Below are 25,858 nucleotides of genomic sequence, written 5' to 3' on the forward strand. Positions count from 1 at the left end.
GGCGACGCGGTGCATGGCGCGGCGCCTGGCCAAAGCCTGGCGGGGGCGGCGAGCCGTTCGCTCACGGTTTGGCGAGTTGCCGGCGGGCGGCCGGTTTGGGCGGGTGGTCCTGGCATCCGGGTCACCCCGGAAGGGGCTCAGACGTCGCGGCGCTTGCCCCGGTACGGCGCGTAGAACGCGCGCAGACGGGCCAGGTCAGCCTCCATGTCGGCGCTGGTGTCGAACAGCGGACCGAGCCGGATGACCTTGTCGGGGTAGTGGAACGCGACCGGGAAGATCGGTACGCCGGCGTCGCGGGCGATGCGCCAGAAACCGCTCTTCCAGCGCTGCACTGGCTTGCGCGTACCCTCCGGCGCGATGCCCAGCCAGAGTTTCTCGCGCTGGCGGAACTGGTCGATCATCTGCTCGACCACGCCCCTGGCGGCGCCGCGGTCGATCGGCATGCCGCCGAGCCGGCGCAGCAGGCCGCCCAGCGGCCAGAAGAACAGCTCCTGCTTGCCCATGAAGTGCACGTCGGCACCGATCGCCACCTTGACCAGCAGCCCCCACACGCCGTCCCACCAGGACGAATGCGGCGCGGCGATCAGCACCAGTTTCGGCGCATCGGGGAACTCGCCGACCAGACTCCAGCCGGCCATGCGCAGCACCGCGCGGCAGCTGCGACGTTGCCAGCCGTCGCGCAGGCGGGGCATCCGTGCCGGGAGCTGGGCGGGCGTGAACAGGCGCCCCCTCATTCGAAGTCCGGTTTGTGCGAGCGCGTTTGCTTGATCCTGCCGCGCTGCTGCTTGCCGGCCAGGCGGCGCTCCTTCGAGGCGCGGGTCGGCTTGGTGGCAACGCGTTTCTTCGGCGGCGTCAGCACGCCGCGGATGATCTCGACCAGCCGCTCGCGCGCGTCGTCGCGGTTGCGTCCCTGGTCGCGGAAGCGGCGTGCCTGGATCACCAGCATGCCCTCGGCGGTGAGCCGGCGGTCGCGCCGCGCCAGCAGCCGCGCGCGCACTTCGTCCGGCAGCGACGGCGAGCCGGCCACGTCGAAACGCAGCTCCACCGCGCTCTCGGTGCGGTTCACGTGCTGCCCGCCGGGGCCGTCCGCGCGCAGGAAACGCTCGACCAGTTCGGACTCGGGCAGAGACAGGGTGCGGCTGATGGTCAGCATACGGGAAGTGTAGAGGGCAAGAAGTGAGTAGGTGAAGCGAGGAGTGAGAAGTGAGAGAAAAACGGCCGTGCATCCGGCCCCTGCTTTCTCTCACTTCTCAATCCTCTTCGCCCCCGCCTGGCAATGCCCAGCCGAAGCGATCGAGCAGCCCCGCGAATGCATCGTCCAGCGGTGCCTCGATCTCCATCGCCATGCCGGTCAGCGGGTGCGCGAAGCGGATGCGCCACGCATGCAGCAGCATGCGGTGGCAGCCGAAATGCTGCTTGTACAGCCGGTTGTGGTCGCCGCGGCCGTGCTGACAGTCGCCGATCACCGGATGGTGGATATGCGCCAGGTGCTTGCGGATCTGGCGGAAGCGGCCGCTTTCCGGTTCGGCCAGCAGCAGGGCGTAGCGCTGTTGCGGATAGCGGCCCAGCGCAATCGGCACCTCGATCGTGGCCAGCCGCCGGCAGCGCGTGCGCGCCTCGCGGCGCGGACCGGTCTCGCGCGAGCCGGGCAGGGGATAGTCGATCACGTCCTCGGCCGGCTCGGGCCAACCGCGCACCACGACGAGATACTGCTTGTGCACCGTGCGATTCATGAACTGCTCGCCCAGCGCCGCGGCGACTTCCTTGCTGCGCGCGACCAGCAGCACGCCACTGGTCGCGCGGTCGAGCCGATGCGCCAGGTACACGTCGCCGCCCACCTGTTCGCGCAGCAGGTCGATCAGGAACGCGTCGGCCGAGCCCACGAACGTCGAGCGATGCACGGCCAGGTTCGCGGGCTTGTTCACCGCGATCAGCGCGTCGTCCTGGTAGAGGATGTCGATCATGCGTCCGAGCTTCTGCGCTCTTGTTCTTCGTAGGAACCCGCTCGCGGGCGATGCTCCTGGGGGCTCGTGAAAAGCACCGCCCGCGAGCAGGTTCCTACGCGGTCAGCGCGAGCGTGGCCAGCCGCTGGCGAAGGAGAGGAAACCGGCGATACCGGCGCCCAGCGGCGGCCAGATGCCACGCTGCGGGGCCAGCGTCCACAGCAGCGCGGCAGCAACCAGCAGCGCGCTGCCGAGCAGGCTGCAGGCCAGCACCCGATGCTGACGACGGGCGTTGTCCTGCGCCAGTTTCAAGCCCCGCGGATCGGCCTGCTCGCGCTGTTCGCCGCGCGCGACCTGGCGCAGTGCATCGCGCACCAGGTCGGGAAACTCCGGCGCGTGGTGCAGCCACTCGGGCAGCCGCTTGCCCATGGCGCGCAAGGTACGCAGCGGGCTGTAGCGTTGGCGCAGGATGCGCCTCAGCACCGGGTGCGCGACCGCCCAGATGTCGATCTCCGGATCGAGCATGCGGCCCACGCCCTCGATGTTGAGCAGGGTCTTCTGCAGCAGGATCAGCTGTGGCTGCAGGGTCAGCTGGAAGCGGCGCGCGGTCTGGAACAGCTTCACCACCAGCTCGGCCAGCGAGATCTGTGCCAGCGGGCGGGTGAAGTACGGCTCGCACACGGTGCGCACGGCGGCTTCCAGCTCGTCCAGGCGCACGTCGGCGGGCATCCAGCCGGCGGCCACATGCAGTTGCGCGATGCGCGCGTAGTCGCGCTCGAACAGCGCGATGAAGTTCTGTGCCAGCCAGTACTGGTCGGCCTCCGGCAACGAGCCCATGATGCCGAAGTCCAGCGCGATGAAGCGCGGCTCGCCGGTGCGCGTGGGGTCGACCCAGATGTTGCCGGGGTGGGCGTCGGCGTGGAAGAAGTTGTCGCGGAACACCTGCTCGTAGAACACCCGCACGCCCTTGGCGGCGAGCACCTTGCGGTCGAGCCCGGCGGCGTCGATCGCGGCGATGTCGTCGCTGCTGATGCCGTACACGCGCTCCAGCGTAAGCACGCGCGCGCAGGTCAGTTCCCAGTGCACCTCGGGCACGTACAGGTCCGTACCGCTGGAGAAGTTGCGCTTGAGCAGGCTGGCGCTGGCGCCTTCGCGCTGCAGGTCCAGCTCGTTTTCCAGCATCTTCTCGACTTCGGCCACGACGTCCAGCGGGCGGATCTTGTCGGCGTTCGGATGCCAGCGTTGCGCCAGTTCGCCGAGCGAGCGCAGTAGCTTCACGTCGCGGGCGATCTGCGCGTCGATGCCGGGACGCAGCACCTTCACCACCACCTCGCGGCCGTCGTGCAGGGTGGCGGCGTGCACCTGGGCGATCGAGGCGGAGGCCAGCGGGGTTTCGTCGAATTGGGCGTATAGACGGCCAATCGGCGCTTTCAGTTCGCCTTCGACGATGGTCCGTGCTTCGCTGCCCGGGAACGGCGCGACCTGATCCTGCAGCAGGGCGAGCTCGTCGGCGATGTCGGCCGGCACCAGGTCGCGGCGGGTCGACAGCACCTGGCCGGCCTTGACGAAGATCGGCCCCAGTTCGGTCAGCGCATGGCGCAGGCGCGTACCGCGCGGCAGGCCGCGGATGTCGATGCGCGGGCGCGCCACCAGCGGGCGCAGCAGCTTGAGCGGACGGTACAGGTGGGTGGCGTCGACCAGTTCGTCGAGCCGGTACGCCAGCAGTACCGCGGCGACCCGCAGCAGGCGCGGCACCACCTTCAGCGGCGTCACGCGGCGCTGCCCTGCAGGCGCTGCAGCAGTCGCTGCACGCGCGCTTCGAGCCGCTCGCTGCGTTCGCGCACCTCGTCCACACCATCGAGGAACCCTTCGACCTCGCCTGGCGCCAACGCCACGCGCGCCTCGTCGCGCAGCCAGTCGGCGGTGTCCTCGGTGAGGTGGCTGGCGCTGTCGCGGGCGTGCGCGAGGCCCTTGCGTACGGCTTGCGCCAGCGGCACGCCGAGCACGTCGCCGAAGCTGCGCGCGAACGCCTCCTCGAAATCCGGGGCGAACTTGCCGGCCAGTTTTTCCAGCCGGCGCGCCAGCTCGGCGTCGCCGGCAATCTCCACCTTGCCCGGTGCGATGCCGTCGTCGTCGCGGCGCAGCAGCATCGCCAGCAGGCTGCCCGGTGTGGCGGCCACCTTCAGCTGGCTGTCGTCTTGCGGCGGCCCGACTTTCAGGCGTGCTTCTTCCACCGTGACAGCCAACGCTATTTCCGGCCCGCGCAGGTGCAACTGCACGCGGCGGCCGTTCAACGCGGCGAGCCGCTGTTGCGTGTCCGGGTCCAGCGACAAGGTGTGGTTCAGCGCGGTTTCCAGCGCGCGACCGGCGAGCTTGCGCAGCGGCTGCGGCAACCAGGAGTTGGGAGTGGCGGCGTTCATCCGGCGATTGTAGCCCGCCGGCCGGGCTCAGACGCTCGCGGCGCCGGGGAAACCCAGCTGGCGCCAGGCTTCGTAGACGGCCACGGCGACCGTGTTCGACAGGTTCAGACTGCGGCTGTCCGGGCACATCGGCAGGCGCAGGCGTTGCGGCGGGGGAACCGCGTCGAGCACGTCGGACGGCAGGCCGGCGGTCTCGCAGCCGAACAGCAGCGCGTCGCCGTCGGCGAAGCGGGCGTCGACATGGGCGACCCGGCCGCGGGTGCTGAAGGCGAACACCCGCGGTGCGCCGATCGCGTCGAGGCAGCGCGCCAGCTCGTCGTGCACCGCGACGCTGGCGTACTCGTGGTAGTCCAGCCCGGCACGGCGCAGCCGGGCATCGTCGAGCTGGAAGCCGAGCGGCCGGATCAGGTGCAGCGCGGCGCCGGTGTTCGCGCACAGGCGAATCACGTTGCCGGTGTTCGGCGGGATCTCGGGACGGAACAGGATGACGTGCAGCATCCGGCCATTATCGCGTGTCCGTGCCGGCCCGCGTCGAGCGCTCAGCCGCCGAGCTGCGGGCAGACCACGCCGTCCGGTGGCAATGCGCAGGTGGTTGGCGCGGCCAGCAGGATGGCGCCGACGCTGCCGTGGGCGGCAAGCTGCACCGAGGCTGGCGTGGTGGTCACCATGGCGCCGAGGATCAGGCCGCAGACCGCCAGGCAGGCAATGAACAGGCCGCGCAACATCAAGGTCTCGAATTTCATGGGTCATGGCTCCGATGAATGAAGGGAAGTTCCTGCCCTCCCACTTCAGCAATCCCCATGCCAAGCGCCCGATTATCTCCAAGTAATTGAACGCTATGGATTAACTAGGTGGACTGCATGAGCGAAGGATTGTCCGCGGACAGCCACGCGGTCGCCGCCGGACAGCCGGACAGGTGGCCGGCGCCCCTGCCACAAGTCATTTGCGATGCCGGTGGGGCGTCGCTAGCCTGCGTGGACTTATCCGTGAAACAGGAGGTTCACCCGTGAGAAAGAAGCCCCTCGCCCTGCTCATCGCCGGCCTGCTGACCTTCACCGGCGGCGTGCCGCTGGTGCTGGCCGCTCCCGCTGCTGCCGTCGCTGCCGCGGCAACGCAACAGATCCCCGAGCTCGCCTATACCCGCTTCACCCTGCCCAACGGGCTGACCGTGGTGGTGCACGAGGATCACAAGGCACCGGTGGTGGCGGTGAGCGTGTGGTATCACGTGGGGTCGTCGTATGAGCCGAAGGGCAGGACCGGCTTCGCGCACCTGTTCGAGCACCTGATGTTCCAGGGCTCGGAGAACCACAAGGACGAGTTCTTCAAGCCGTTCGAGCTGGCCGGCGCCACCGACCAGAACGGCACCACCTGGCTCGACCGCACCAACTATTTCGAGACCGTGCCGACCAGCGCGCTGGACATGGCGCTGTGGATGGAATCGGACCGCATGGGCCACCTGCTCGGCGCGATCGGCCAGCCGCAGCTCGACGAGCAGCGCGGCGTGGTGCAGAACGAGAAGCGCCAGGGCGAGAACCAGCCGTACGGCCGCGCCAGCGAGCTGATCCAGGCCGAGGCGTTCCCGGCCAACCATCCGTACCACCACGACACCATCGGCTCGATGGCGGACTTGAACGCCGCCTCGCTGGGCGACGTGAAGCAGTGGTTCAAGGATTACTACGGCGCCGCCAACACGGTGGTGGTGCTGTCCGGCGACATCACGCCGGCGCTGGCGAAGGAAAAGATGCTGAAGTACTTCGGCGACATCGCCGCCGGTCCGCAGGTGCCGCGGCCGCAGCCGTGGGTCGCGGCGCGGGACAAGTCCACGCGCGGCACGATGACTGACAACGTGGCGCAGACCCGCATCTATCGCGAATGGAACGTGCCGGGTCGCGGCACCACCGACGAGAACCTGCTGGAACTGGCCGCCGCCGTGCTGGGCGGCAGCAAGACCTCGCGGCTGTACCAGCGGCTGGTCTACCGGGACAAGCTGGCCGACGACGTCTCGGTCGAGGTGGAGCAGCACGTGCTGGCCAGCCTGTTCAACCTGCAGGTGGACGTGAAGAAGGGCGCCGACCCGGTCAAAGTCGAGGTCGCGATCGCCGACGAATGGCGGAAATTCCTGAAGGACGGCCCGACCGCCGACGAGCTGGCGCGGGTCAAGACGGAAACCCGCGCCTCGTTCGTGCGCGGGCTGGAGAAGGTCAATACGCAGGCCTCGATCCTGGCCCAGGGCCAGCTGTACCGCGACGATCCGGGCGCCTACCTGAAGGACTTCAGGGAATTCATGGCGGCCACGCCGGCCGACGTCGCTGCGGTAGCGAACCGGTGGGTTGCCAGGGGCGACTACACGCTGACCGTGGTGCCGGGCAAGGTCGAGGACACCGACATGGCCACCGTGGCTGGCCGCGCCGCGGCCAGCGGCGCGCCGGCGCCGCTGCTGTCGGCGAAGGGCGACTACCGCACGGTGGCGAGCGATGTCGACCGCAGCAAGGGCGTGCCCGAGGTCGGCAGCTTCCCGGACCTCAGCTTCCCCGCCCTGCAGCGCGGCAAGCTGGACAACGGCGTGGAGGTGATCCTGGCCGAGCGCCACACGGTACCGGCAGTGCAGATGCAATTGCTGTTCGACGCCGGCTATGCAGCGGACCAGGGCCGCAAGCTGGGCACCTCCAGCTTCACCATGTCGATGCTGGACGAGGGTAGCAAGAGCCTGGATTCGGTCGAGATCGCCAAACGCAAGCAGCGTCTCGGCGCGATCATCGCCAGCGGCTGCGGACTGGACTACTGCAACGCCACGCTGAATGCGCTGGACGACCAGCTGAAGCCGTCGCTCGACCTGTTCGCCGACATCGTGCGCAACCCGGCGTTCCGCGCGGCCGACATCAGCCGCCTGCGCGGCCAGTGGCTGGCCGGCATCGCCCAGGAAAAGAGCCAGCCGACCGGCATCGCGCTGCGCACCCTGCCGCCGCTGCTGTACGGCAAGGGCCATGCCTACGCGATCCCGTTCACCGGCACCGGCACCGAAGCGTCGATCAGGTCGCTGAGCGCCGCCGACATGCGCGCGTTCATGGGCGATTTCATCCGCCCGGACAACATGCAGATCCTGGTCGCCGGCGACACCACGCTGGACAAGATCATCCCGCAGTTGAACGCGGCATTCGGCCACTGGAAGGCGCCGGCCGGCAAGGTGCCGGCAAAGAACATCGGCAAGGTCGCGCCGCCGGCGCAGGTGCGCGTGGACCTGGTCGACCGCCCCGGCGCGCAGCAGAGCCTGATCCTCGCCGGCAGCCTGGCGCCGTCCACCGAGGCGCCGAACGATCTGGAGATCCGGACCATGAACGGTGCGTTCGGCGGCACCTTCACCTCGCGCCTCAACATGAACCTGCGCGAGGACAAGCACTGGGCCTACGGCGCCTTCAGCTTCCTGCAGAACGCGCAGGGCCAGCGCCCGTTCATGCTGTACGCACCGGTGCAGACCGACAAGACCGCGCCGTCGGTGGCCGAGATGCTGAAGGAGGCCAAGGGCGTGATCGGCGACAAGCCGCTGACCGCGCAGGAGATCGACAAGATCAAGGTCGGCGACGTGCGCAGCATGCCCGGCGGCTACCAGACCACTTCGGCGGTGATGGGCGCGCTGCAGGGCATCGCGCTGTACCACCGGCCGGACGATTACGTGCAGACCCTGAAGTCGCGCATCGAGGCGCAGACGGATGCTTCGGTGGAGGCGGCGGCGAAGGAGATCATCCATCCGGACCAGCTGACCTGGGTGATCGTGGGCGACCTCAAGAAGATCGAGGCGCCGATCCGTGCGCTGACGCTCGGCGAGGTGCAGGTGCTCGACGCCGACGGCAAGCCGGTGCAGTGAACTCGAGCGCGGCGGCGGCATGCGCCGGCGCCGCGCGTTGTGGATCGGTTGGGGACGCGCCACCGTCCCCGCGCTAGGATGGAGGCCGCGCCGGCAACGCCCGGCCTCCTTCATGTCCAAGCCACCGTCGCGGAGCCACCCATGCGCAAGACCCTGCTGTTGCTCGTTCCCGTCCTCCTGCTCGGCGCCTGCAGCTGGGGCATCACGCTCGACGATGCCGCCAAGAACGTGCGCACGGCCTGGAGCGGCGATGTCTCTTCCTGCCGCGAGCTGGGCAAGGTCACCGTCTCGGTGATGAACCGCGTCGGCCCGGTCGACCGCAACGACATCAAGGTGCGCGACGAGCTGGAAGTGCTCGCCCGCAACGAGGCCGCCAAGATGCACGCCGACACCATCAAGCCGCTGGCCGAACCGGCCGACGGCTCGCAGCCGTGGGGCGCCTACCAGTGCGGCGCGAACACAGTGCCGCCGGCGCGCTCGGCCGCGCCGGCCGGTTCGGCGCCAGGCAATGCGCAGACGTTCCCGATCAAGGGTCACTGAGCGCGCCGCAGCGAAGCCAGGGGCGCCAGTCGCCGCGTGCAGGCCGTGGCGGTAGGCGTGCCGGGCGTGGTTTGCGATGATGCGTGCTGTTGCCTGCCGATGCCGCCATGAACCAGTTGATCAACGCACCCGGCCGGCTCGCGCGCCGCATGCTGCCGTTCCGGCGCAAACCGCGCCCGCGCGCCGAGCTGCCGTTCTTCGCGGTGCCGGCCGACGCCATCGCCGTGCTGCCCGATCCGGCCGCGTTCCGGCAGACGCTGCTGCGCCTGATCGCGCAGGCCCGCCGGCGCATCGTGATCGTGGCGCTGTACCTGCAGGACGACGACGGCGGCCGCGAAGTGCTCGGCGCGCTGCATGCGGCGAAGCTGCGCGCGCCGGGGTTGCGGATATCCGTGTTCGTCGACTGGCATCGCGCGCAACGCGGCCTGATCGGCAAGCAGAAGAGCGAAGGCAATGCGGGCATGTACCGCGAGCTCGCCGCGCGGTTCGGTCCGGGCGTCGACATCTACGGCGTGCCGGTGCAGAACCGCGAGCTGTTCGGCGTGCTGCACCTGAAGGGTTTCGTGATCGACGACGCCGTGCTGTACAGCGGCGCCAGCCTCAACGACGTCTACCTGGTGCGGCACGGGCGCTACCGGCTCGACCGCTATCACCTGCTGCAGCATGCCGGCCTGGCCGATGCGATGGCCGGGTTCGTGCAGCGCCACTTCGTCGGCAGCGATGCCGTGCGGCGGCTGGATCTGGCCGGAGTGCCGTCCACGAAATCACTGCAGCCGGCAATCCGCGAATTCCGCCAGCAGCTGCAGCGGGCGAGTTACGAGGTGCCGCCGGCGACGCTGGTCGGCGGCGAGGTCGCGGTGACGCCGCTGCTGGGCTTCGGCCGCGGCGACAACGCGCTGAACGAGGCGCTGCTGGAGCTGCTGCGCGGCGCGCGCGAGCGGGTGCTGCTGCTCACGCCGTACTTCAATCTGCCGCGGCCGGTGCGCGCCGTACTGGGCCAGCTGCTGCGGCACGGCTGCCGCATCGACATCATGGTCGGCGACAAGACCGCCAACGATTTCTACATTCCGCCGGGGCAGCCGTTCAAGACCATCGGCCTGCTGCCGTACCTGTACGAGAACAACCTGCGCCGCTTCGCGCGGGCGCATCGCCGGCACGTCGACAGCGGCCAACTCAACTTGTACCTGTGGCGTGACGGCGACAACAGCTACCACCTGAAGGGCCTGTTCGTCGACGACGACGTGGCGGTGCTGACCGGCAACAACCTCAACCCGCGCGCGTGGTCGCTGGACCTGGAGAACGGCCTGATGCTGCGCGACCCCGCACACCTGCTGCAGGCGAAACACGCGGCGGAGTGGGCGGCGTTGCGTCGGCATGCCATGCGGCTGGCCGACTACCATGCGCTGGAAAGCCCGCGGCACTATCCGGCCGAGGTGCGCAGGCTGCTGCGACGATTGAACCGCACGCGGCTGGACCGGCTGGTCAACCGCCTGCTGTGACGTTCAGCCCGCGGCAAGCCGGTCGAGTCGCATGCCCAGCCAGTTCGCCACGTTCGGCCACTCGTCGGCGAGGATGCTGAAGCAGACGGTGTTGCGCACGCTGCCGTCGGTGCGGCGCTTGTGCGCGCGCAGGATGCCTTCGCGCTGCGCGCCGAGGCGCTCTATCGCGCGCTGCGATTCCTCGTTGTTCTCGTCGGTGTGGAAGGCCACCGCCACGCAGTCCAGCGCCTCGAACGCATGCTCCAGCAGCAGCCGCTTGCAGGCGGTGTTGAGGTGGGTCTTCTGCCAGCGCCTGGCGTACCAGGTGTAGCCGATGGCGAGGCGCGGCAGCGCGGCGTCGATCTCGTAGTAGCGAGTGCTGCCGACGATCTCGCCGCTGCCGGCCTCGCGCACGGCGAACGGCAGCATGTGTCCCTCGGCCTGGCCCTGCAGCGCCTTCTCGACGTAGCTGCGCGCCTGCCCCGGCGGCGGCACGCTGGTGACCGTGAGGTTCCACAGCTCGCCGTCGGCGGCGGCGGCTTCCAGCGCGGGCACGTGGTCCAGGCTCAGGGGTTCCAGCACGACGTACTCGTCGTGCAGACGGATCGGGGCAAACGGGTTCATGGGGAGTCCGGCGTGGTGTTCAGGCGTCGAGATCGGGGATCAGCTTGCTCTCGAGCCGGGCGATGTTGTCCTTCAGCAGCAGCTTGCGTTTCTTCAGCCGGGTCAACTGCAGCTCGTCGCGGCCGATCGCCGAGGCCAACTGCTCGATCGCCGCGTCGAGGTCGCGGTGTTCCATCCGCAACTCGGCCAGGAGATGGACGATCTCGGCGTGATCCTGAACCTGCATGGCGAACGGCGGCGGCTGGGGGGCGATCCAGCAAGTTTAGCGCCGTTTGCGGGGCGGTAGCGCAGTGCGCGGCCCGCTACAATGGTCATTCCGCTCCGTCCGATGGGTCGTCATGTCCGTCCAGCTCGAGATCCCCCGACCGCCGACTGCCGAGAGCAGCCAGCTGGCCCGGCGCCTGCGCCGCCAGGTCGGGCAGGCGATCGGCGATTTCGGCATGATCGAGGAGGGCGACAAGCTGATGGTGTGCCTGTCCGGCGGCAAGGATTCCCACGCCCTGCTGGACCTGCTGCTGCAACTGCAGGCGAAGGCGCCAGTGCGCTTCGAGCTGATCGCGGTGAATCTCGACCAGAAGCAGCCCGGCTTTCCCGCACACGTGCTGCCGCAGTATCTGGCGTCGCGCGGCGTGCCGTACCACATTATCGAGCAGGACACCTACAGCACGGTGACGCGGGTGATCCCCGCGGGCAAGACCCTGTGCAGCCTCTGCTCGCGGCTGCGTCGCGGTGCGCTGTACACCTGGGCGGCCGCCAACGGCATTACGAAGATCGCGCTCGGCCATCATCGCGACGACATCCTCGCCACGTTCTTCCTCAACCTGTTCTACCAGGCGCAACTGAAAGCGATGCCGCCGAAACTGCGCTCGGACGACGGTCGCCACGTGGTGATCCGCCCGCTGGCGTACTGCCGCGAGAGCGACCTCGCCGAATACGCCGCGCAGCGGCAGTTCCCGATCATCCCGTGCAACCTGTGCGGCTCGCAGGACAACCTGCAGCGCAAGGCAGTGCAGCGCATGCTGGCCGAGTGGGAACAGCAGCAGCCCGGGCGCAGCGAGAACGTCTTTCGCGCGCTGGCGCATGTGTCACCCTCGCATCTGGCGGACCGTACGCTGTTCGATTTCGCGCTGGGCGCGTCGTCTGCCGCGGTCTGGCCTGCCGACGCGGCGGATGAGACCGCGAACCTGCAAGCTTGAATGTTCCGCCCACCCTTCCACTGTCTGTCGAGTAACCGCCGTGTCCTTCTTTGCATCCCTTGAAATGGCCCCTGGCGATCCGATCCTGGGCCTCACCGAGACCTACGTGGCCGATCCGCGCCCGGGCAAGATCAACTTGGGCGTGGGCATCTATGTCGACGAGCAGGGCCGCATCCCGCTGCTGCCGAGCGTGCACGAGGTGGAACAGGCGCTGGCCGCGGCGGCGAAGCCGCGCGGCTACCTGCCGATCGACGGCCTGGCCGCGTACAACCGGCTGACCCAGCAACTGGTGTTCGGCGCGGAATCGCCGCTGTTGGCCGCCGGCCGCGTGGCCACCGCGCAGACCATCGGCGGCAGTGCCGCGCTGCGCGTGGCGGCCGACCTGCTGAAGCAGGTGGCCGGCGCGGGGGCGAAGGTCGCGATCAGCAACCCCAGCTGGGGCAACCATCACGTGGTGTTCCGCACCGCCGGCTTCGAGCTGTTGGAATACCGCTACTACAGCGCGGCCAGCCACGGCCTGGATCTCGCCGGCATGCTGGAGGACCTGGGCAAGCTGGAGCCCGGCACGGTGGTACTGCTGCACGCGTGCTGCCACAACCCGACCGGCGTCGACCTGGATGCGGCGCAGTGGCAGCAGGTGATCGGCCTGCTCAAGGAGCGCCGGCTGCTGCCGTTCGTCGACATGGCCTACCAGGGCTTCGACCGCGGCACCGCACAGGACGCCACCGCGGTGCGCCTGCTGGCGGAGTCCGGCATCGAGGCGTTCGTGGTCGCCAACTCGTACTCCAAGTCGTTCTCGCTGTACGGCGAGCGCGTCGGTGCGCTGTCGATGGTCGGCGCCGATCGCGGCGAGGCCGAGCGGCTGCAGTCGAAGATCAAGCAGGTCATCCGCACGATCTATTCCAGCCCGTCCACGCACGGGGCCGCGCTGGTCGCCGGCGTGCTCGGCAGCAGCGAGCTGCGCGCGCGCTGGGAGCAGGAGCTGGCCGGCATGCGCGGGCGCATCCACGCGATGCGCGCCGGCTTCGTCGAAAAGCTGGCCGCGCTCGGCGCGCCGGATTTCGGCTTCATCAACCGCCAGGCCGGCATGTTCTCCTATTCCGGCCTGAGCAAGGCGCAGGTGCACCGGCTGCGCGACGAGTACGCGATCTATGCGCTGGACAGCGGGCGCATCTGCGTGGCCGCGCTGAACCACGCCAATCTCGACACCGTGGCCGCGGCAGTCGCGACCGTCACCCGCTGAAATTCCCTGTCGTCATCCCGGCTTGCGCTGGAATGGCGACGAACCTCCTTGCGCCTTCGTGGCGACACTGATCCGGATACCGAATGTTCTTTCGCAACCTCACGCTGTTCCGTTTTTCTCCTGCCGTCGCCACCGATCTCGACCGCCTCGACGAGGCGCTGGCCGAGCACCGGCTGCGCCCGTGCGGGCCGCTGGAGATGTTCACCAAGGGTTTCGTGCCGCCGGTCGGGCGCGGAGAGGGCGAGCCGCTCACGCATGCCGTCAAGCAATGCACGCTGCTGACCGTCGGTGGCGAGGACAAGTTGCTGCCGGCGGCGGTGATCAACGACGAACTGCAGCGCAAGGTGCAGAAGATCGCCGAGGAGGAAGGCCGCAAGGTCGGCGGCCGCGAGCGCAAGCGGATCAAGGAAGATTTGCTGACCGAGCTGCTGCCGCGTGCCTTCGTGCGCAACTCGCGGATGTCCGTCTACGCCGACAAGAAGCATGGCTGGCTGGTGCTGGACACCTCCAGCCGCAAGTCGGCCGAGAACGCGCTGACCCAGATCCGCGAGGCGCTGGGCAGCTTCCCGGCGGTGCCGCTGGCGCCGGAGGAAGGCCCGCGCGTACTGATGACCGACTGGCTGGCCACCGGCAACCTGCCGGCTGGCCTGACCTTGGGCGACGAGTGCGAGCTGCGCGACCCGGCCACCGCCACCGGCGCGATCGCCCGCTGCCGTCGGCAGGACCTGGACGCCGAGGAAGTCAAGGAGCACCTGCGCAACGGCAAGCAGGTGTTCATGCTGGGTCTCACCTTCGATGAGCGGATCAGTTTCGTGCTGGGCGAGGACCTGATCGTGCGCAAGCTGAAGTTCCTCGACGTGGTGATGGACGAGTTGGGCGACAGCCACGAGGACGCCCGCGCCGAGCTGGACGCCGGTTTTGCCCTGCTGACGCTGGAACTGGAGCGGCTGCTGGGCAAGCTGGAGGAATGGTTCGGCCTGCCGCGCCCGGCCGATAGCTGAACGAAAAAGCCATATCGCCGGGACGTCCGGCGCGCCATACTGGGCGTCCGGTCGCTTGCGGGCGGCCGATTCCCTCTTGATCAGCACGGGCCCGGGCAAGCAGCAGGCAGGATCATGGCGCAGCATCTGGAAGGCGACTGGCTGGAACTGGCAACGGTGGGCGGCAGCATCATCCGGGTGCTGAAGACCGCCCATCCGCGTGCCCGCCGGCTGCGCCTCACGGTGACACCGCAGGGCGCGCGGGTGACCTATCCACTCGGCACCCACCCGGCCCAGGTCAGCGCGTTCCTGCGCAGCCACGCCGACTGGCTGGAGCAGAAGCTCGACGAACTGAACCTGATCGTGAAGCCGTTGCCGCCGCTGCGCGTGGGCTATCCGTGCAGCTTCCCGCTGCGCGGCGAATTGGCGGAACTGGACTGGGTCGAGGGTGCCTATCCGAAGATCGAGCCGCATGCGACCGGGTTGACCCTGGTGATTCCGCGCCCGCACACCCGCGCGCTGCCGATCGCCCGCGGCCTGCTCGCCTCGCACCTGGAAACGCTGATCCGCCGCGACGTCTCGCGCTGGCTGGCCGGCTACGTGCCGCAGCTGGGGTTGGCGCCGACCTCGCTCAGGATCCGGCCGATGAAGAGCCTGTGGGGCAGCCTGGACACCCGCGACCGCATCAACCTCGACCTCGCGCTGGCGCTGGCGCCGCCGTCGGCGCTGCGCTACGTGCTGGCCCACGAGCTGTGCCATCTGAAGGTACGCAATCACTCGCCGCGGTTCTGGGCGCAGGTCGAGAACCTGTTTCCGGACTGGCGTGAACAGCGCGACTGGCTGCGCCAGCACGGCGCGATCCTGAAGGCCGAACTCGACCGACTGGTCGACGACGTGGCCGATTGATGCCGCGTGCGGCCCGGCTCAGTGGTTCCTGGGCTGGCGCACGTACTTCGTCCCCAGCAGCACGTCCCACAGCGGCGTGGTGACGCCGAAATTGCTGTCCGGGTGGTAGTGGTGCACGTGGTGGGCGCCGGCCCAGCGCCGCAGCAGCGGCTGGTGGAAGCGCACGTGGTGGATGATGAAGTGGCTCAGGCCGTAGACGATGTAGCCGAAGGTGATCGCGCTGGCCAGCAGCAGGGCGAAACCGGTCGGCAGCAGCAGCACGAACACGCCGGCCAGCGCCAGCAGCACCGCCGGCGGCAGGAAGAACGGCAGCGAGTCGTAGCCCAGTGGCCGCGCGTGGTGCAGGTCGTGGCCCTGCGTGAACAGCGGGATGCGCGTGTGGAACAACCAGCGGTGGAAGAAGTACTCGATGAAGCTGAAGGCGAACAGGCCCAGGCCGAGCGCCAGCAGTGCGGTCAGCGGGCCGTCCGCATGCCTGCGCCAGCCCAGCACCAGCAACAGCAGGCACAGCGCGCTGTCCACGCCGAGTTCGGCCCAGTAGTTGGCGGGGGTGGCGGACATCCGCATCACCGCGTCCACGAAGATGCGCCACGGACTTCGCTTCATCACTTGCTGCACCGTCCTGTCTTCGCATGGTTACGCCAGACCGCAACGTCACCGCGGCATTGTCCCACGGTGTCACACGCATTTCACAATGCCGCGGGATGGCGGCGGCGCGCCGTTCAGCATCCGGCGCCAGCGCTGTTCAATGCGACAGCGCGAAGCCGGTGAGGATCTGCGCGGTCTGCTCGGGCTTTTCCTCCATCGGCATGTGGTTGCAGCCGTTGATGGTGCTGGTGCTGATCGCGCTGGCGGCGGTCAGGCCGTTGCGCAGGCTGTCCAGCGCGGAGATGTCCACGATCTTGTCGTCGTGGCACCACAGGCCGAGCACCGGCATGGTCAGCTGGCCCAGCCGGTTCTGCACGGAAAGGTATTGTCCGGGCTCGCGCAATTCGTCGAAGCTGCGCTCGATGAAGGCGCGGTCGCGCTGGTTGCGCTGGATGAACACGTCGACGAAGCGGCCGGGCAGGTCGAGCGGCTGCTCGTACGCCAGTGCGGTGGCGCGTTCGAAACCGGCGTGGTCGTCGAACACGAACGGGTTCCTGCCGGCCAGCGCGTCGCGGTCGAACGCGTTCTCCTTGCCCTTCAGGCCGAACGCGTCGAGCAGTGCCAGCGCGGACATGCGCTCGGGATGCTCGCTGGCGTACACGCCGGCGATCGCGCCGCCCATCGAGTGGCCGACCAGCAGGAAGCGCTGCAGGCCCAGGGTTCGCACGAAGGCGTCGAGGCGTCCGGCCTGGGCGTCGATGTTGTAGCTGGCGCCAGGCACCCGCGAGGAGTCGCCCCAGCCGGGCAGGTCGGGGATGATCAGGTGGAAGTGCGGCGTGAGCAGCTTCGCCGTCTCCAGCCATACGCTCTTGTCGGCGTCGAAGCCGTGCAGCAGCACGATGGTCGGCCCCTGGCCGCCTTCGTAGTAGACCCAGTGCGTGTCGCCGGCCCGCACCGAGTGATCCTCCAGATGTGCCGCCATCGCCTCGCGGGCGACGTTCGCCTGCAGCAGCCATTGCGGCGCGAACAGGTAGCTCCCGCCCAGCACGAGCGCCAGCAGCGCCGCCAGCCACGCCAGGAATTTCAGCCGGCGCCGCAGCATGCGTTTCCAGAGCGGGGCGGTGGTGTTCGTTGATGGCGGCATGGTGGTTTTCTTGGAATGTGGCAGGTTGGGCTCCCTCCCCTGCATCGCAGGGGAGGGTTGGGGTGGGGTCGCTCTTGACCTTGGTCGAAGATCAAAAGCGCTACCCCTCCCAGCCTCCCCCTGCGGAGCAGGGGGAGGGGCGGTCAGTGCTTCGCTTGCTTCGCCTTGGCGAGGATGCCCTCCACCACCTGCTGAGTCAGCGGGTGGTAACCGGCCTTGGCCCTGGCGTAGACCTGCTCGGCGAAGGCCAGGCCTTCCGGGGTTTTCACGAAGGCCTTGTACAGCGGCGTGGTGAGATAGATGCGGCCGATCCGCGTCATGTGCTCGGCGGCGGCGCTCCACACGGCCTTGTCGCCGGCGGCGATCGCGTGGCTGTACCAGCGCATGCCGATCTCCGCGTTCGGCGTGCCGGTGAGGTGCCAGGCGGCGTCGAGTTCCTGCATCTTCGCCAGCGGCGGCGCATCGGGCAGGCGGTCGAGGAAGTACATCCATTCCTGCGTGTTCCAGCCCTTGGCGTCGAGCTTGTCGGCGGCCAGCGAGCCGGCGAGGAAATCCGTGCGCTCGCGGTCGATCGCGTTGAAGCGCGGCGAGTCGGGCAGCGGCGCATCCTTCGGAATACCTTCGCCGTAGACCCAGGCCTTTGCCTCGTCCCAGCCCATCTTGCCGGGATATTTTTCGATCAGGTTCGGCTTCAGGTAGTCGAGCATCTGCTCGGTGGTGATGCTCTGGAACGCGAAGTGCTGAAAGTAGCCCTTCAGGTAGGCATCGAACGCCTCGCGGCCGAAGCGCTGCTCCAGTGTGCGCAGGAACCACGAGCCCTTGTCGTAGGCCACGTCGGACAGCGCGTCGTCGGCGCCGATGCCGCGCGGATCGGGCGCCAGCTTCTGCGCGTTGGCGGCCATCGCGCCGATGCTCTTCTGCAAGGCGCGGGCGGACAGCAACGCTTCCTCGTCGGCCAGCGCCTTGCCGTACACCGCCTCGGTGATGCGGCCCTGCACGTAGGTGGTGAAGCCTTCGTTGAGCCAGATGTCGCGCCACGCGGCGGACGTCACCAGGTTGCCCGACCACGAGTGCGCCAGCTCGTGCGAGACCAGCGAGACCAGGCTCTTGTCGCCGACCAGCACGGTCGGCGTGGCGAACGTCATGTTCGGGTTTTCCATGCCGCCGAACGGGAACGACGGCGGCAGCACCAGGATGTCGTAGCGGCCCCACGCGTACGGGCCGTACAGCTGCTCGGTGGCGGCGATCAGCTGCTCGGTGTCCTCGAACTCGTGCGCGGCCTTGTTCACCACCGACGGCTCGGCATAGACGGCCGAACGCGGGCCGGTCTCCTTCACGGCGAGGTCGCCGGCGGCGATCGCCAGCAGGTAGGACGGAATCGGGTGCGGCTGCTCGAACGCGAACTTGCCGTCCAGCGGATGCTTCGCGTCGTTGATTGCGCTCATCACCACGCGCACGTCCTTCGGCGCGGTGACGCGGGCGTCGTAGGTGAAGCGGATCGCCGGCGAATCCTGCAGCGGCACCCACGAGCGCGCGTGGATCGACTCGGACTGCGAGAACATGAACGGCAACTTCTTGTCCGCGGTCTGCGCCGGGGTCAGCCACTGCAGGCCGGACGCCTCGGGCGAGCTGGTGTAGACGATGCGCACCTGCGCCGGATGCTTCGGCGTGGCGATGGTCAGCTTGCTGCCCAGCACCTTGTCGCGCGGGGCCAATGCGTACTTCAGCGGCGTGGCCTTGCCATCGGCGGCCAGCGCCTCGACGCGGGCGATCTTCAGGTCGCGCGTGTCCAGCACCAGCGACTGCGCCTTGGGATTCTTCCAGTCCAGCTTCAGCGTGGCCTGGCCGTCGAGCTGCTTGTGCGGGAAGTCGATCGTGAGGTCGAGATCCAGATGGGTCACGCGCACCTGGTCGGGCTGCGCGTAGGAATTCGGGTCGTTGGCGTAGGCGGCCAGCGGCAGCACGAGGCTGCCGAGGGCGAGGATGGAAAGCAGGCGCATGCAGCGGCTCCGGGTGCAGGGATGCGACGAGTATGCCATCGCGGCAAGCTGGCTGGCCCGTGACGGAAGGCCTGGTCGCATGGCGGGCGGCGGTTCCGGACGGCGCGTCGCCGAGACTTTTCTCGTTGCGGCGAAAGGTGCAAGCTTGCCGCACGGATGTCGCCATGATCGACGACTACGCGTCGGCGGCGCGAACCTGGGGAGAGGGCATGCTGATTGGCGCGGATCCATCGGCGTTCGGCTACTTCATCGCGGCCCTGATCGCCACCACCGGCATCGCATTCGCCTCCGGCGTGCAGTTCGTGGTCATCGGCCTGTGGCGGCGCCGCGAAGCCGTCTATCTTTCCTACGCGGCGCTGTGCCTGTGCATCGCCGTGCTTGCGCTTGGCAACATGCGGCTGGCGCGGGCCGACGGGCTGGCGGCGGCCACCGCTGCGCTGCACTGGATGATCGCGGCGGCCATCGCCAGCCTCGCCCCCATGGTGGTGTTCATCCGCGCCTACACCGGCGCCGGCACCCGCTGGCGCCTGCTGCTGGCGATGAGCCTGCTGATGGTGGTGCTGCTGTGTGTCAACGGGTCGGCGCCGGCCACCCTGTTCTTCTCGCGCCTGGAACCGGGCCAAGCCATCGTGCTGCCGTGGGGCGAGCGGCTGTACCGCGTCTCCGGCGCCGCCTCGGCCTGGGGTCTGGCCTTCCATGTGGCCAGTTATGCGGTCTTCCTGTGGGCGCTCGGCCGCGCATGGGCGCAGTACCGCGGCGGCGACACGCTGCGCGCCGTGTTGCTGGGCGGCTGCCTGATCGTGCAGTTCGTCGTCCTGCTGTGGGGCGACATCATGGTCGACCTGCTCGGCTACCAGGCTCCCTACCTGGACGCCTTCGCCTTCCTGCCCTTCGTGTTGCTGATGAGCCTGTCGCTGGCCGCGCAGATGCGCCGGCGTACGGCACAACTGGAACACACCCGGCGGCAGCTCGAGGTCGAGGAACACACGCGCCACGCCGCCGAGCAGAACCTGCGCCATCTCGCCTATCACGACAGCCTGACTGGCCTGCCCAATCGCGCCTGTGCGCTGAAGCGGCTCGCCGAATCGCGTGCCGACGCGCTGGCGCGCGGCGTCTGCGGCGCCTTGCTGCTGATCGATCTGGACAACTTCAAGACCATCAACGACGGCCTGGGTCACCACGTCGGCGATCGCCTGCTGCAGGCCATGGCCGAGCGCCTGCTTGCCGCGGCGCCACCCGAGGCCACGCTGGCGCGCTTGGGCGGAGACGAGTTCGTCTTGATGCTGGGGTTGCGGGAACGCACGCCGTCGGAAGTGCAGGCACGCGCGGAGCGGGTCGCGCAGGACGTGATCGCGCTGGTGTCCGAGCCGGTGATGGAGGGCCGGCACGTGCTCGGGGTGGGTGCCAGCGTCGGCGTGGCGGTATACCCCGTCGGCGAGGTGGGCGTGGCCGACCTGCTGCGCCGGGCCGACATCGCGCTGTACCGGGCCAAGGCGGCCGGACGCAACACGGTGCGGGTGTTCCTGCCGCCGATGCAGCAGGAGGCCGACCAGCGCCTGCGCCTGGAACGCGGCCTGCGTGAGGCGCTGGAGCAGGATCGCATGGGCACGCAGTTCGCGCTGCATTTCCAGCCGCAGATCACGACCGCGGGCGAACTGCTGGGCGCCGAGGCGCTGCTGCGCTGGCACCACCCGCAGCTGGGCGAAGTGGCGCCGGAAAAATTCATCCCGCTGGCCGAGGAAACCGGTCTGATCCACGCGCTCGGCGCCTGGGTCGTCGACGAGGCCTGCGCGCACCTGCGCGCCTGGGATCGCGACGGCATCCCCCACGGCGGGTCCCTGGCGGTCAACGTGAGCGCCTGGCAACTCGTCCATCCGCACTATGCCGCCCGGCTGGTGGCGCAGGTGCATGCGGCCGGCGTCGCGCCGGCGCGGCTCACCCTGGAACTGACCGAGAGCGCCTTGCTGCAGGATTTCGACGGCGCGCAGGCGACCCTGCGACGGCTCGCCGCCGCGGGCTTCCGGCTGGCGCTGGACGACTTCGGCGTCGGCTACTCCTCGCTGAACTACCTGCAACACCTGCCGCTGGACGTCCTCAAGATCGACCGCGCCTTCGTGAGCGAGCTGCAGGTCGAGGCCGGCAATCCGCTGGCCGGCTTCATCATCGACATGGCGCACCGGCTGGGCATCGTGGCGGTGGCGGAAGGCGTGGAGACCGCGTTCCAGCGCCAGGCGCTGGAACAGATGGGCTGCGACGCCCTGCAGGGCTACCTGATCAGCCGCCCGGTCGACGACGCCAGCTTTCGTCGCTGGGTGGTCGCCCACCGCCACGCCCCCGTGTCCTGACGGGCGCCGGCGGAGGCGGCCGGAACAGCACCTCCCCGCGCTGTGCCGCCAGACGGACTCAACCCCACAGCGGCGGCTTGGCGACCATCAGCCAGAAGGTGGCGAGCACCGCGAGGAAGGCCGGCCAGCCCAGCGCGAACCAGATGCGCATGCAGCGGTGGTAGGCCGGCGGCAGCGCCGTGCCGTCGCGCAGTGCGGCGTCGGCGAGCCGGCACGCCCGCCATTGCAGCCACACCACCGGCAGCCAGCAGGCGCCGGCCAGCAGGTACAGCGCGGCGGCGGCCTGCAGCCACGGCGTGTGCCAGTCGGAGCCCAGCAGTCGCATCAGCAGATAACCCGACAGCGGCTGCACGATCACCGCCGGCGTGGTGAGCAGGGTGTCCGCGCGCACGGTCAGTCGTGCGGCGACCGCGATCGCCGCAGGCTGGCCGCTGCGGTGGGTGAACCAGAAGAAGAAGGCGGTGCCCAGGCCGGTGCCGAACAGCAGCGTGGACGACAGGATGTGCACGGTCTTCAGCAGCGCGTAGGCGTCGTTCATCGGTGCTCTTCCGTCGCCAGCAGCAGCGCCAGCGCCGCGATCAGCGGCAGGTTCTTCAGCAAGCCGCCGAACGGATCCAGCCAGTGGACCGGCCAGGCGGTGCCGATGGCGACGGTGTAGCCGAGCAGCATCGCCAGCATCAGCGCCAGCACCAGGCGCGGCCGCCAGCGCAGAAGGCACAGCGCGCCCAGCAGCAGGTCGGCGCTGGCGGTGGCGCGTGCCAGGGCGAGCAAGCCGGGAGCCGGGAGCAAACCGTCCGCAGCGGCGGCCAGCACATCGGCCGGCGGGGTCAGCCAGCCGACTACGCCAGAGCCGAGCCAGAGCAGGGCCATCGACACGCGCAGCAGCGGCAGGCCGAAATACAGCCGCGCGTGCCAGCGATCCTGCACCTGGCTGGGCGCTTCGGCGAGCGCGCGTTGCAGCGACCGCGGCGCCAGGCCGAGGCGTTCGTGCAGGCGGTCGACGGCGTCGGCGGCACCGAGGTTGCCGCGCTCGAGCATGCGCGCCATGGTGTTGCCGAGCGGGCCGCGGCCCAGGTGCTCGCCCAGCGCGCAGGCCAGGCGCACCAGCGGCGCGGGTACCGCCAGCGTACGGGCGCGCCCGAAGCCCAGCCAGCGGCGCCAGGCCAGCAGGTAGTCGCGCAGGCTCAGCACGTCGGGGCCGACCAGTTCGAGCACGTCGCGGGCGACCGCCGGCCGGGCCAGCGCGGCGACTACGGCCGCGCCGACGTCTTCGGCGGCGATCGGCTGCAGCCGTTGCCCGCCACGGCCGGGCAGCGGCAGCAAGCCGGGCAGCCCGGCCAGCGCGCGCAGCAGCGAACTGCCGCCGTAGGAGCCGCGTGCGCCGTAGACCAGCGACGGGCGCAGCACCAGCCAGTCCAGCTCCAGTGCCATCAGCGCGCTGTCGCCGCGATGCTTGGAGGCGATGAAGGCGCCGTCTTCGGCGTGGCCCAGCGCGGACAGCTGGATCGCCCGCCGTACCCCGGCCTGCGCGCAGGCGCGGAACAACGCCAGCGGCGCCTGTTCGTGCACGGCGGCGAAAGTGTCGGCGCCGCGCTCGCGCAGGATGCCCGCGCAGTTGACTACCGCCTCGACGCCGGCGAGGCGGGGCAGCCAATCCTCGCTGCGCACGTCGCGGGCCATGTCGCAAGCGACCGCCGCGAGGCCGGGGAAGCGCGTGTCGAGGCGCGCGCCGCGCACCGCGCAGACTACTTCGTGGCCGGCCGCCGTCAGTGCCGCGACGGTGTGTGCGCCGATGAAGCCGTAGGCGCCGGTGACCAGTATGCGCATGGAGTTTCCTCGGTGCCGGTGACGGTGGGGGAACTCAGCAGTAGTGGTCGGCCATCAGGTCGGTTGCCGCCACCAGCTTGTCCACGATCGCCGGGTCGGCCGCGCTGTGCCCGGCCAGCACCACCTGCAGGCGCGCTTCCGGCCAGGCCTGGCTGAGGTCGTATGCGCTCGCCATCGGGCAGATGATGTCGTAGCGGCCGTGCACGATGGTGGCGGGGATGCGGCGGATGCGCCCGACGTCGCGCAGCAGCTGGTCGGGTTCGAGGAAGATGGCGTGGCGGAAGTAGTGCGCCTCCATCACGGCCAGGCTGACCGCCTTGTGCGGGTCCTCGAACTCGCCGCCGGCGTCGGGGTCGTGCAGCAAGGTGGTGCTGCCGCCTTCCCATGCGCTCCACGCCCGCGCCGCGGCAAGCCGGGTGGCCTCGTCGTCGCTGGTCAGGCGGCTCCAGTAGGCGTCCAGCATCGAACCGCGTTCGGCCTCGGGGATGAAGGCGAGGAAGCGCGCCCAGCGCTCGGGGAAGATCTGCGCCGCGCCGCCGTCCACCTCGTTGAACCAGCGCAGTTCCTGCGGCCGGCCGAGGAAGATGCCGCGCAGCACCAGGCCGAGCACGCGCTCGGCGTGCGTCTGCGCGTAGGCCAGCGCCAGGGTCGAGCCCCAGGAGCCGCCGAACACCACCCAGCGCTCGATCTCCAACTGTTCGCGGATCGCCTCGATGTCGGCGACCAGGTGCCATGTGGTGTTGTCGGTGAGCTCGGCGAACGGGGCCGACTGGCCGGCGCCACGCTGGTCGAACAGCACGATGCGGTAGCGCGTCGGGTCGAAGAAGCGGCGGTGGTAGGCCGACAATCCCGCGCCCGGGCCGCCATGCAGGAACACCACCGGCAGGCCAGCGGGGTTGCCGCATTCCTCCACGTACAGGGTGTGGATCGCATCGACGGCGAGGCGGTGGGTACGGTACGGCTCGATCTCGGGGTACATCTCGCGCATGGCGGGGATCTCTTGTGGATTTTGTCCTCCCCCCTGCGACCGAAGGAAGTCCCTTGGGGGCAAGCGGGGGGAGTTTGTTGCGTCAGTCGAACTGCAGTGCGGCGGTGAGGTCGCCCGGCGGCGGACCGCCGGCGGCGATCATCGCCTGCTCGCGCAGTTTGAGGCCGGGCAGTTTCGCCAGGCCGAAGCGGCGGGTGATCAAGCGCAGGATCGATCCGGTGTCGTAGACGCTGTGGTCGACGAAACCCTTCTTCGCGAACGGCGACACCACCAGCGCCGGGATGCGCGAGCCCGGGCCCCAGCGGTCGCCCTTCGGCGGCACCACGTGGTCCCACCAGCCGCCGTTCTCGTCGACGGTGATCACGACCAGCATGTTCGGCCACAGCGGGCTGGCCTGCAGCGCCTGGACCACCTGTGCCAGGTGGCGGTCGCCGGCGTCCACGCTGGCGTAGCCGGCGTGCATGTTGAGGTCGCCCTGCGGCTTGTAGAACGTCACCGGCGGCAGCGTGCCGGCGGCGGCCGCGGCGAGGAAGTGGTTGGTGGCCGACTCGCCGCCCGTACCGGCGTCGCGCAGGTGCCGCGCGCGCGCTGCGGTGCCGGGCGCGAACTGGCGGAAGTAGTTGAACGGCTGGTGGTGCGGCTGGAAGTTCGGCACCTCCGGGAACGCGCGGTGGTCGCCGTCGCCGCGGCCGTCCAGCGCCAGCTGCCAGGCGCCGGCGTACCAGGCCCAGTCGACGCCGACGGCGGACAAGGCGTCGCCGATGGTGGCGTGGCTCTGCGCGGGCAGCGTGTTCGGGCTGGCCGCGTCGGTCAGGCGCGGGTCGTGCTTGTCGCGGCTGAATCCCGGCGCATAGGCCGGGCCGATCGTGTTGACCGCCCAGAAGTCGGGCGTGAGCGCGTCGTGGGTGACGAACGTCGGGCGCCCCTGCATCGCGCTGGCCGGCGAGCCCTCGGCCAGCTTCGGACGGATGCCGGTGGGGTCGTCGCCTTCCAGCGTGGCGATCTGGAACCTCGCCGGGCTGCGGTCCGCGTGCGGGTAGTAAGGCGGCTGCGCCGCGGCCAGGTACTGGTGGTTGAGGAACGAGCCGCCGAACGCGCCCATGAAGAAGTTGTCGCACAGGGTGTATTGGCGGGCCAGCTGCCACAGCCGCAGCTTCGCACCGTCGGCATAGTGGCCCATGGTCATCGCGCCGGTATTGCCCCAGGCGACGAAGCCGTCGTTGCGGCCGCCGTTGATCTGCAGCTGGTTCTCGTAGAAGCGATGCACCAGGTCGCGGGTGATCACGCCGTGCGGCAGTGGCGTACCGTCGGGCGTGGCGAGCACGAACGGACGGTTCGGCAGGCCGCTGATCGCCGACTCGTCGATCCGGTACTGGCGGTCGTCGACGGTTTGCGGGTGCGGCGCCAGGCCGCCCCAGACTGGCGGCAGCGTGTCGAGCAGGCGGCCGTCGCGGTCGCGCTGGCGGTAGGCCGGCGAGTCGAGCGCCTGCAGCGGCTGGGCCATGCCGGGAAAGTCCGCGAACAGGTTGTTGAAGCTGCGGTTCTCCGCGTACAGCACCACCACGTGGCGGATGTGCCGGCGCAGCTGCGCGTCGAGCGCCGCGTCGGCGACCGTGGGTGCCGACGCCGGTGGCTGCCCGCCGAACGGCTTGCAGCCGCCGGCGGCGAGCGCCGCGCCGGCCAGCGCGAGGCCGCCGAGCAGGCGCCGGCGTGCGGGGTCGGCGGGTGCCTCGTCGGGCGGGGCCAGGGGCTGGTGGTCGATCGGGTCGGTCAT

24 protein-coding genes are annotated in these 25,858 nt (G+C 69.6%); 8 read left to right on the top strand and 16 right to left on the bottom strand.

The features are described 5' to 3' along the window. Positions 1 to 137: 137 nt before the first annotated feature. The 7 genes from RHOOR87_RS0102800 to RHOOR87_RS0102830 form a co-directional block, all read right to left on the bottom strand. Positions 138 to 734, bottom strand: coding sequence for a 1-acyl-sn-glycerol-3-phosphate acyltransferase (locus RHOOR87_RS0102800; protein WP_015448931.1), 597 nt, complete (start codon positions 732 to 734; stop codon positions 138 to 140). Continuing rightward, a complete protein-coding gene (gene arfB, locus RHOOR87_RS0102805) occupies positions 731 to 1,153 on the bottom strand; it encodes an alternative ribosome rescue aminoacyl-tRNA hydrolase ArfB (RefSeq protein WP_007513673.1) in 423 nt (140 codons plus the stop codon). The genes RHOOR87_RS0102800 and arfB overlap by 4 nt, the downstream gene beginning before the upstream one ends. A gap of 97 nt (positions 1,154 to 1,250) precedes the next feature. Beyond that, positions 1,251 to 1,964 (bottom strand): pseudouridine synthase, encoded by a 714-nt coding sequence (locus RHOOR87_RS0102810; protein ID WP_015448930.1) that lies wholly within the window; start codon positions 1,962 to 1,964, stop codon positions 1,251 to 1,253. A gap of 102 nt (positions 1,965 to 2,066) precedes the next feature. Further along, on the bottom strand, positions 2,067 to 3,716 hold the full coding sequence (gene ubiB / locus RHOOR87_RS0102815; protein ID WP_015448929.1) for a ubiquinone biosynthesis regulatory protein kinase UbiB: 1,650 nt from the start codon (positions 3,714 to 3,716) through the stop codon (positions 2,067 to 2,069). Continuing rightward, a complete protein-coding gene (locus RHOOR87_RS0102820; protein ID WP_007513680.1) occupies positions 3,713 to 4,363 on the bottom strand; it encodes an SCP2 sterol-binding domain-containing protein in 651 nt (216 codons plus the stop codon). Before RHOOR87_RS0102820 ends, ubiB begins: the two co-directional genes overlap by 4 nt. 27 nt (positions 4,364 to 4,390) lie before the next feature. After that, positions 4,391 to 4,861 carry a tRNA (cytidine(34)-2'-O)-methyltransferase gene (locus tag RHOOR87_RS0102825; protein ID WP_007513682.1) on the bottom strand — a complete coding sequence of 157 codons (471 nt, stop codon included), beginning with the start codon at positions 4,859 to 4,861 and terminating at the stop codon, positions 4,391 to 4,393. Positions 4,862 to 4,902: 41 nt separating this feature from the next. Then, positions 4,903 to 5,106, bottom strand: coding sequence for a hypothetical protein (locus tag RHOOR87_RS0102830; RefSeq protein WP_007513684.1), 204 nt, complete (start codon positions 5,104 to 5,106; stop codon positions 4,903 to 4,905). A 263-nt stretch (positions 5,107 to 5,369) separates the two neighbouring features. Here RHOOR87_RS0102830 and RHOOR87_RS0102835 point away from each other — a divergent pair, with 263 nt between their 5' ends. From RHOOR87_RS0102835 to pssA, 3 genes are all read left to right on the top strand, one after another. Beyond that, positions 5,370 to 8,225, top strand: a complete 2,856-nt coding sequence (locus RHOOR87_RS0102835; protein ID WP_027484172.1) for a pitrilysin family protein — start codon at positions 5,370 to 5,372, stop codon at positions 8,223 to 8,225. Positions 8,226 to 8,366: 141 nt separating this feature from the next. Beyond that, the gene (locus tag RHOOR87_RS0102840) at positions 8,367 to 8,765 is read left to right on the top strand and encodes a DUF4156 domain-containing protein (protein ID WP_015448925.1); all 399 of its coding nucleotides are present in this window, start codon (positions 8,367 to 8,369) and stop codon (positions 8,763 to 8,765) included. 107 nt (positions 8,766 to 8,872) lie between these two features. After that, complete coding sequence (gene pssA, locus RHOOR87_RS0102845) at positions 8,873 to 10,264, top strand: CDP-diacylglycerol--serine O-phosphatidyltransferase (RefSeq protein ID WP_027484173.1); 1,392 nt, start codon at positions 8,873 to 8,875, stop codon at positions 10,262 to 10,264. Positions 10,265 to 10,267: 3 nt separating this feature from the next. Here pssA and RHOOR87_RS0102850 read toward each other — a convergent pair whose 3' ends face one another. Both RHOOR87_RS0102850 and RHOOR87_RS0102855 read right to left on the bottom strand, forming a co-directional pair. Next, on the bottom strand, positions 10,268 to 10,867 hold the full coding sequence (locus RHOOR87_RS0102850) for a GNAT family N-acetyltransferase (protein ID WP_027484174.1): 600 nt from the start codon (positions 10,865 to 10,867) through the stop codon (positions 10,268 to 10,270). Positions 10,868 to 10,886: 19 nt separating this feature from the next. Beyond that, positions 10,887 to 11,093, bottom strand: a complete 207-nt coding sequence (locus RHOOR87_RS0102855) for a DUF465 domain-containing protein (RefSeq protein ID WP_027484175.1) — start codon at positions 11,091 to 11,093, stop codon at positions 10,887 to 10,889. 112 nt (positions 11,094 to 11,205) lie between these two features. Here RHOOR87_RS0102855 and ttcA point away from each other — a divergent pair, with 112 nt between their 5' ends. The 4 genes from ttcA to RHOOR87_RS0102875 all read left to right on the top strand — a co-directional run bounded on the left by ttcA (position 11,206) and on the right by RHOOR87_RS0102875 (position 15,192). Beyond that, positions 11,206 to 12,063 (top strand): tRNA 2-thiocytidine(32) synthetase TtcA, encoded by an 858-nt coding sequence (gene ttcA, locus RHOOR87_RS0102860; RefSeq protein WP_027484176.1) that lies wholly within the window; start codon positions 11,206 to 11,208, stop codon positions 12,061 to 12,063. Positions 12,064 to 12,103: 40 nt separating this feature from the next. Next, positions 12,104 to 13,306: an amino acid aminotransferase gene (locus RHOOR87_RS0102865; protein WP_007513699.1), complete on the top strand. Its 1,203-nt coding sequence runs from the start codon at positions 12,104 to 12,106 to the stop codon at positions 13,304 to 13,306. Between the two features lie 83 nt (positions 13,307 to 13,389). Then, the gene (locus RHOOR87_RS0102870; RefSeq protein WP_007513701.1) at positions 13,390 to 14,307 is read left to right on the top strand and encodes a recombination-associated protein RdgC; all 918 of its coding nucleotides are present in this window, start codon (positions 13,390 to 13,392) and stop codon (positions 14,305 to 14,307) included. Between the two features lie 114 nt (positions 14,308 to 14,421). Further along, the gene (locus RHOOR87_RS0102875) at positions 14,422 to 15,192 is read left to right on the top strand and encodes a SprT family zinc-dependent metalloprotease (protein WP_007513703.1); all 771 of its coding nucleotides are present in this window, start codon (positions 14,422 to 14,424) and stop codon (positions 15,190 to 15,192) included. 18 nt (positions 15,193 to 15,210) lie between these two features. Here RHOOR87_RS0102875 and RHOOR87_RS0102880 read toward each other — a convergent pair whose 3' ends face one another. From RHOOR87_RS0102880 to RHOOR87_RS0102890, 3 genes are all read right to left on the bottom strand, one after another. Beyond that, positions 15,211 to 15,798, bottom strand: a complete 588-nt coding sequence (locus tag RHOOR87_RS0102880; RefSeq protein WP_007513705.1) for a sterol desaturase family protein — start codon at positions 15,796 to 15,798, stop codon at positions 15,211 to 15,213. A 139-nt stretch (positions 15,799 to 15,937) separates the two neighbouring features. Next, positions 15,938 to 16,882 carry an alpha/beta hydrolase gene (locus RHOOR87_RS0102885; RefSeq protein WP_015448920.1) on the bottom strand — a complete coding sequence of 315 codons (945 nt, stop codon included), beginning with the start codon at positions 16,880 to 16,882 and terminating at the stop codon, positions 15,938 to 15,940. Positions 16,883 to 17,067: 185 nt separating this feature from the next. Then, complete coding sequence (locus RHOOR87_RS0102890; protein ID WP_007513709.1) at positions 17,068 to 18,924, bottom strand: M1 family metallopeptidase; 1,857 nt, start codon at positions 18,922 to 18,924, stop codon at positions 17,068 to 17,070. 164 nt (positions 18,925 to 19,088) lie between these two features. Between RHOOR87_RS0102890 and RHOOR87_RS0102895 the strand changes: the two genes are divergently transcribed. Further along, positions 19,089 to 21,269 carry an EAL domain-containing protein gene (locus tag RHOOR87_RS0102895; RefSeq protein ID WP_015448919.1) on the top strand — a complete coding sequence of 727 codons (2,181 nt, stop codon included), beginning with the start codon at positions 19,089 to 19,091 and terminating at the stop codon, positions 21,267 to 21,269. A 58-nt stretch (positions 21,270 to 21,327) separates the two neighbouring features. Here RHOOR87_RS0102895 and RHOOR87_RS0102900 read toward each other — a convergent pair whose 3' ends face one another. The 4 genes from RHOOR87_RS0102900 to acpA all read right to left on the bottom strand — a co-directional run bounded on the left by RHOOR87_RS0102900 (position 21,328) and on the right by acpA (position 25,858). Continuing rightward, positions 21,328 to 21,807 (bottom strand): DUF2269 domain-containing protein, encoded by a 480-nt coding sequence (locus RHOOR87_RS0102900; RefSeq protein ID WP_027484177.1) that lies wholly within the window; start codon positions 21,805 to 21,807, stop codon positions 21,328 to 21,330. Next, on the bottom strand, positions 21,804 to 23,096 hold the full coding sequence (locus RHOOR87_RS0102905; RefSeq protein ID WP_015448918.1) for a DoxX-like family protein: 1,293 nt from the start codon (positions 23,094 to 23,096) through the stop codon (positions 21,804 to 21,806). The genes RHOOR87_RS0102900 and RHOOR87_RS0102905 overlap by 4 nt, the downstream gene beginning before the upstream one ends. A gap of 34 nt (positions 23,097 to 23,130) precedes the next feature. Continuing rightward, the gene (pip, locus tag RHOOR87_RS0102910; protein ID WP_015448917.1) at positions 23,131 to 24,084 is read right to left on the bottom strand and encodes a prolyl aminopeptidase; all 954 of its coding nucleotides are present in this window, start codon (positions 24,082 to 24,084) and stop codon (positions 23,131 to 23,133) included. An 82-nt stretch (positions 24,085 to 24,166) separates the two neighbouring features. Further along, positions 24,167 to 25,858 carry an acid phosphatase gene (acpA, locus tag RHOOR87_RS0102915; RefSeq protein WP_015448916.1) on the bottom strand — a complete coding sequence of 564 codons (1,692 nt, stop codon included), beginning with the start codon at positions 25,856 to 25,858 and terminating at the stop codon, positions 24,167 to 24,169.

Origin of the sequence: Rhodanobacter sp. OR87 (assembly GCF_000473345.1) — a bacterium.
GTDB lineage: Bacteria > Pseudomonadota > Gammaproteobacteria > Xanthomonadales > Rhodanobacteraceae > Rhodanobacter > Rhodanobacter denitrificans.

Coding starts and splice junctions, on each gene's coding strand:
- RHOOR87_RS0102800 (WP_015448931.1), bottom strand. CDS start 734: ATGAGGGGGCGCCTGTTCACGCCCGCCCAGCTCCCGGCACGGATGCCC.
- arfB (WP_007513673.1), bottom strand. CDS start 1,153: ATGCTGACCATCAGCCGCACCCTGTCTCTGCCCGAGTCCGAACTGGTC.
- RHOOR87_RS0102810 (WP_015448930.1), bottom strand. CDS start 1,964: ATGATCGACATCCTCTACCAGGACGACGCGCTGATCGCGGTGAACAAG.
- RHOOR87_RS0102820 (WP_007513680.1), bottom strand. CDS start 4,363: ATGAACGCCGCCACTCCCAACTCCTGGTTGCCGCAGCCGCTGCGCAAG.
- RHOOR87_RS0102825 (WP_007513682.1), bottom strand. CDS start 4,861: ATGCTGCACGTCATCCTGTTCCGTCCCGAGATCCCGCCGAACACCGGC.
- RHOOR87_RS0102830 (WP_007513684.1), bottom strand. CDS start 5,106: ATGAAATTCGAGACCTTGATGTTGCGCGGCCTGTTCATTGCCTGCCTG.
- RHOOR87_RS0102840 (WP_015448925.1), top strand. CDS start 8,367: ATGCGCAAGACCCTGCTGTTGCTCGTTCCCGTCCTCCTGCTCGGCGCC.
- pssA (WP_027484173.1), top strand. CDS start 8,873: ATGAACCAGTTGATCAACGCACCCGGCCGGCTCGCGCGCCGCATGCTG.
- RHOOR87_RS0102850 (WP_027484174.1), bottom strand. CDS start 10,867: ATGAACCCGTTTGCCCCGATCCGTCTGCACGACGAGTACGTCGTGCTG.
- RHOOR87_RS0102855 (WP_027484175.1), bottom strand. CDS start 11,093: ATGCAGGTTCAGGATCACGCCGAGATCGTCCATCTCCTGGCCGAGTTG.
- ttcA (WP_027484176.1), top strand. CDS start 11,206: ATGTCCGTCCAGCTCGAGATCCCCCGACCGCCGACTGCCGAGAGCAGC.
- RHOOR87_RS0102870 (WP_007513701.1), top strand. CDS start 13,390: ATGTTCTTTCGCAACCTCACGCTGTTCCGTTTTTCTCCTGCCGTCGCC.
- RHOOR87_RS0102875 (WP_007513703.1), top strand. CDS start 14,422: ATGGCGCAGCATCTGGAAGGCGACTGGCTGGAACTGGCAACGGTGGGC.
- RHOOR87_RS0102880 (WP_007513705.1), bottom strand. CDS start 15,798: ATGAAGCGAAGTCCGTGGCGCATCTTCGTGGACGCGGTGATGCGGATG.
- RHOOR87_RS0102885 (WP_015448920.1), bottom strand. CDS start 16,882: ATGCTGCGGCGCCGGCTGAAATTCCTGGCGTGGCTGGCGGCGCTGCTG.
- RHOOR87_RS0102890 (WP_007513709.1), bottom strand. CDS start 18,924: ATGCGCCTGCTTTCCATCCTCGCCCTCGGCAGCCTCGTGCTGCCGCTG.
- RHOOR87_RS0102895 (WP_015448919.1), top strand. CDS start 19,089: ATGATCGACGACTACGCGTCGGCGGCGCGAACCTGGGGAGAGGGCATG.
- RHOOR87_RS0102900 (WP_027484177.1), bottom strand. CDS start 21,807: ATGAACGACGCCTACGCGCTGCTGAAGACCGTGCACATCCTGTCGTCC.
- RHOOR87_RS0102905 (WP_015448918.1), bottom strand. CDS start 23,096: ATGCGCATACTGGTCACCGGCGCCTACGGCTTCATCGGCGCACACACC.
- pip (WP_015448917.1), bottom strand. CDS start 24,084: ATGCGCGAGATGTACCCCGAGATCGAGCCGTACCGTACCCACCGCCTC.
- acpA (WP_015448916.1), bottom strand. CDS start 25,858: ATGACCGACCCGATCGACCACCAGCCCCTGGCCCCGCCCGACGAGGCA.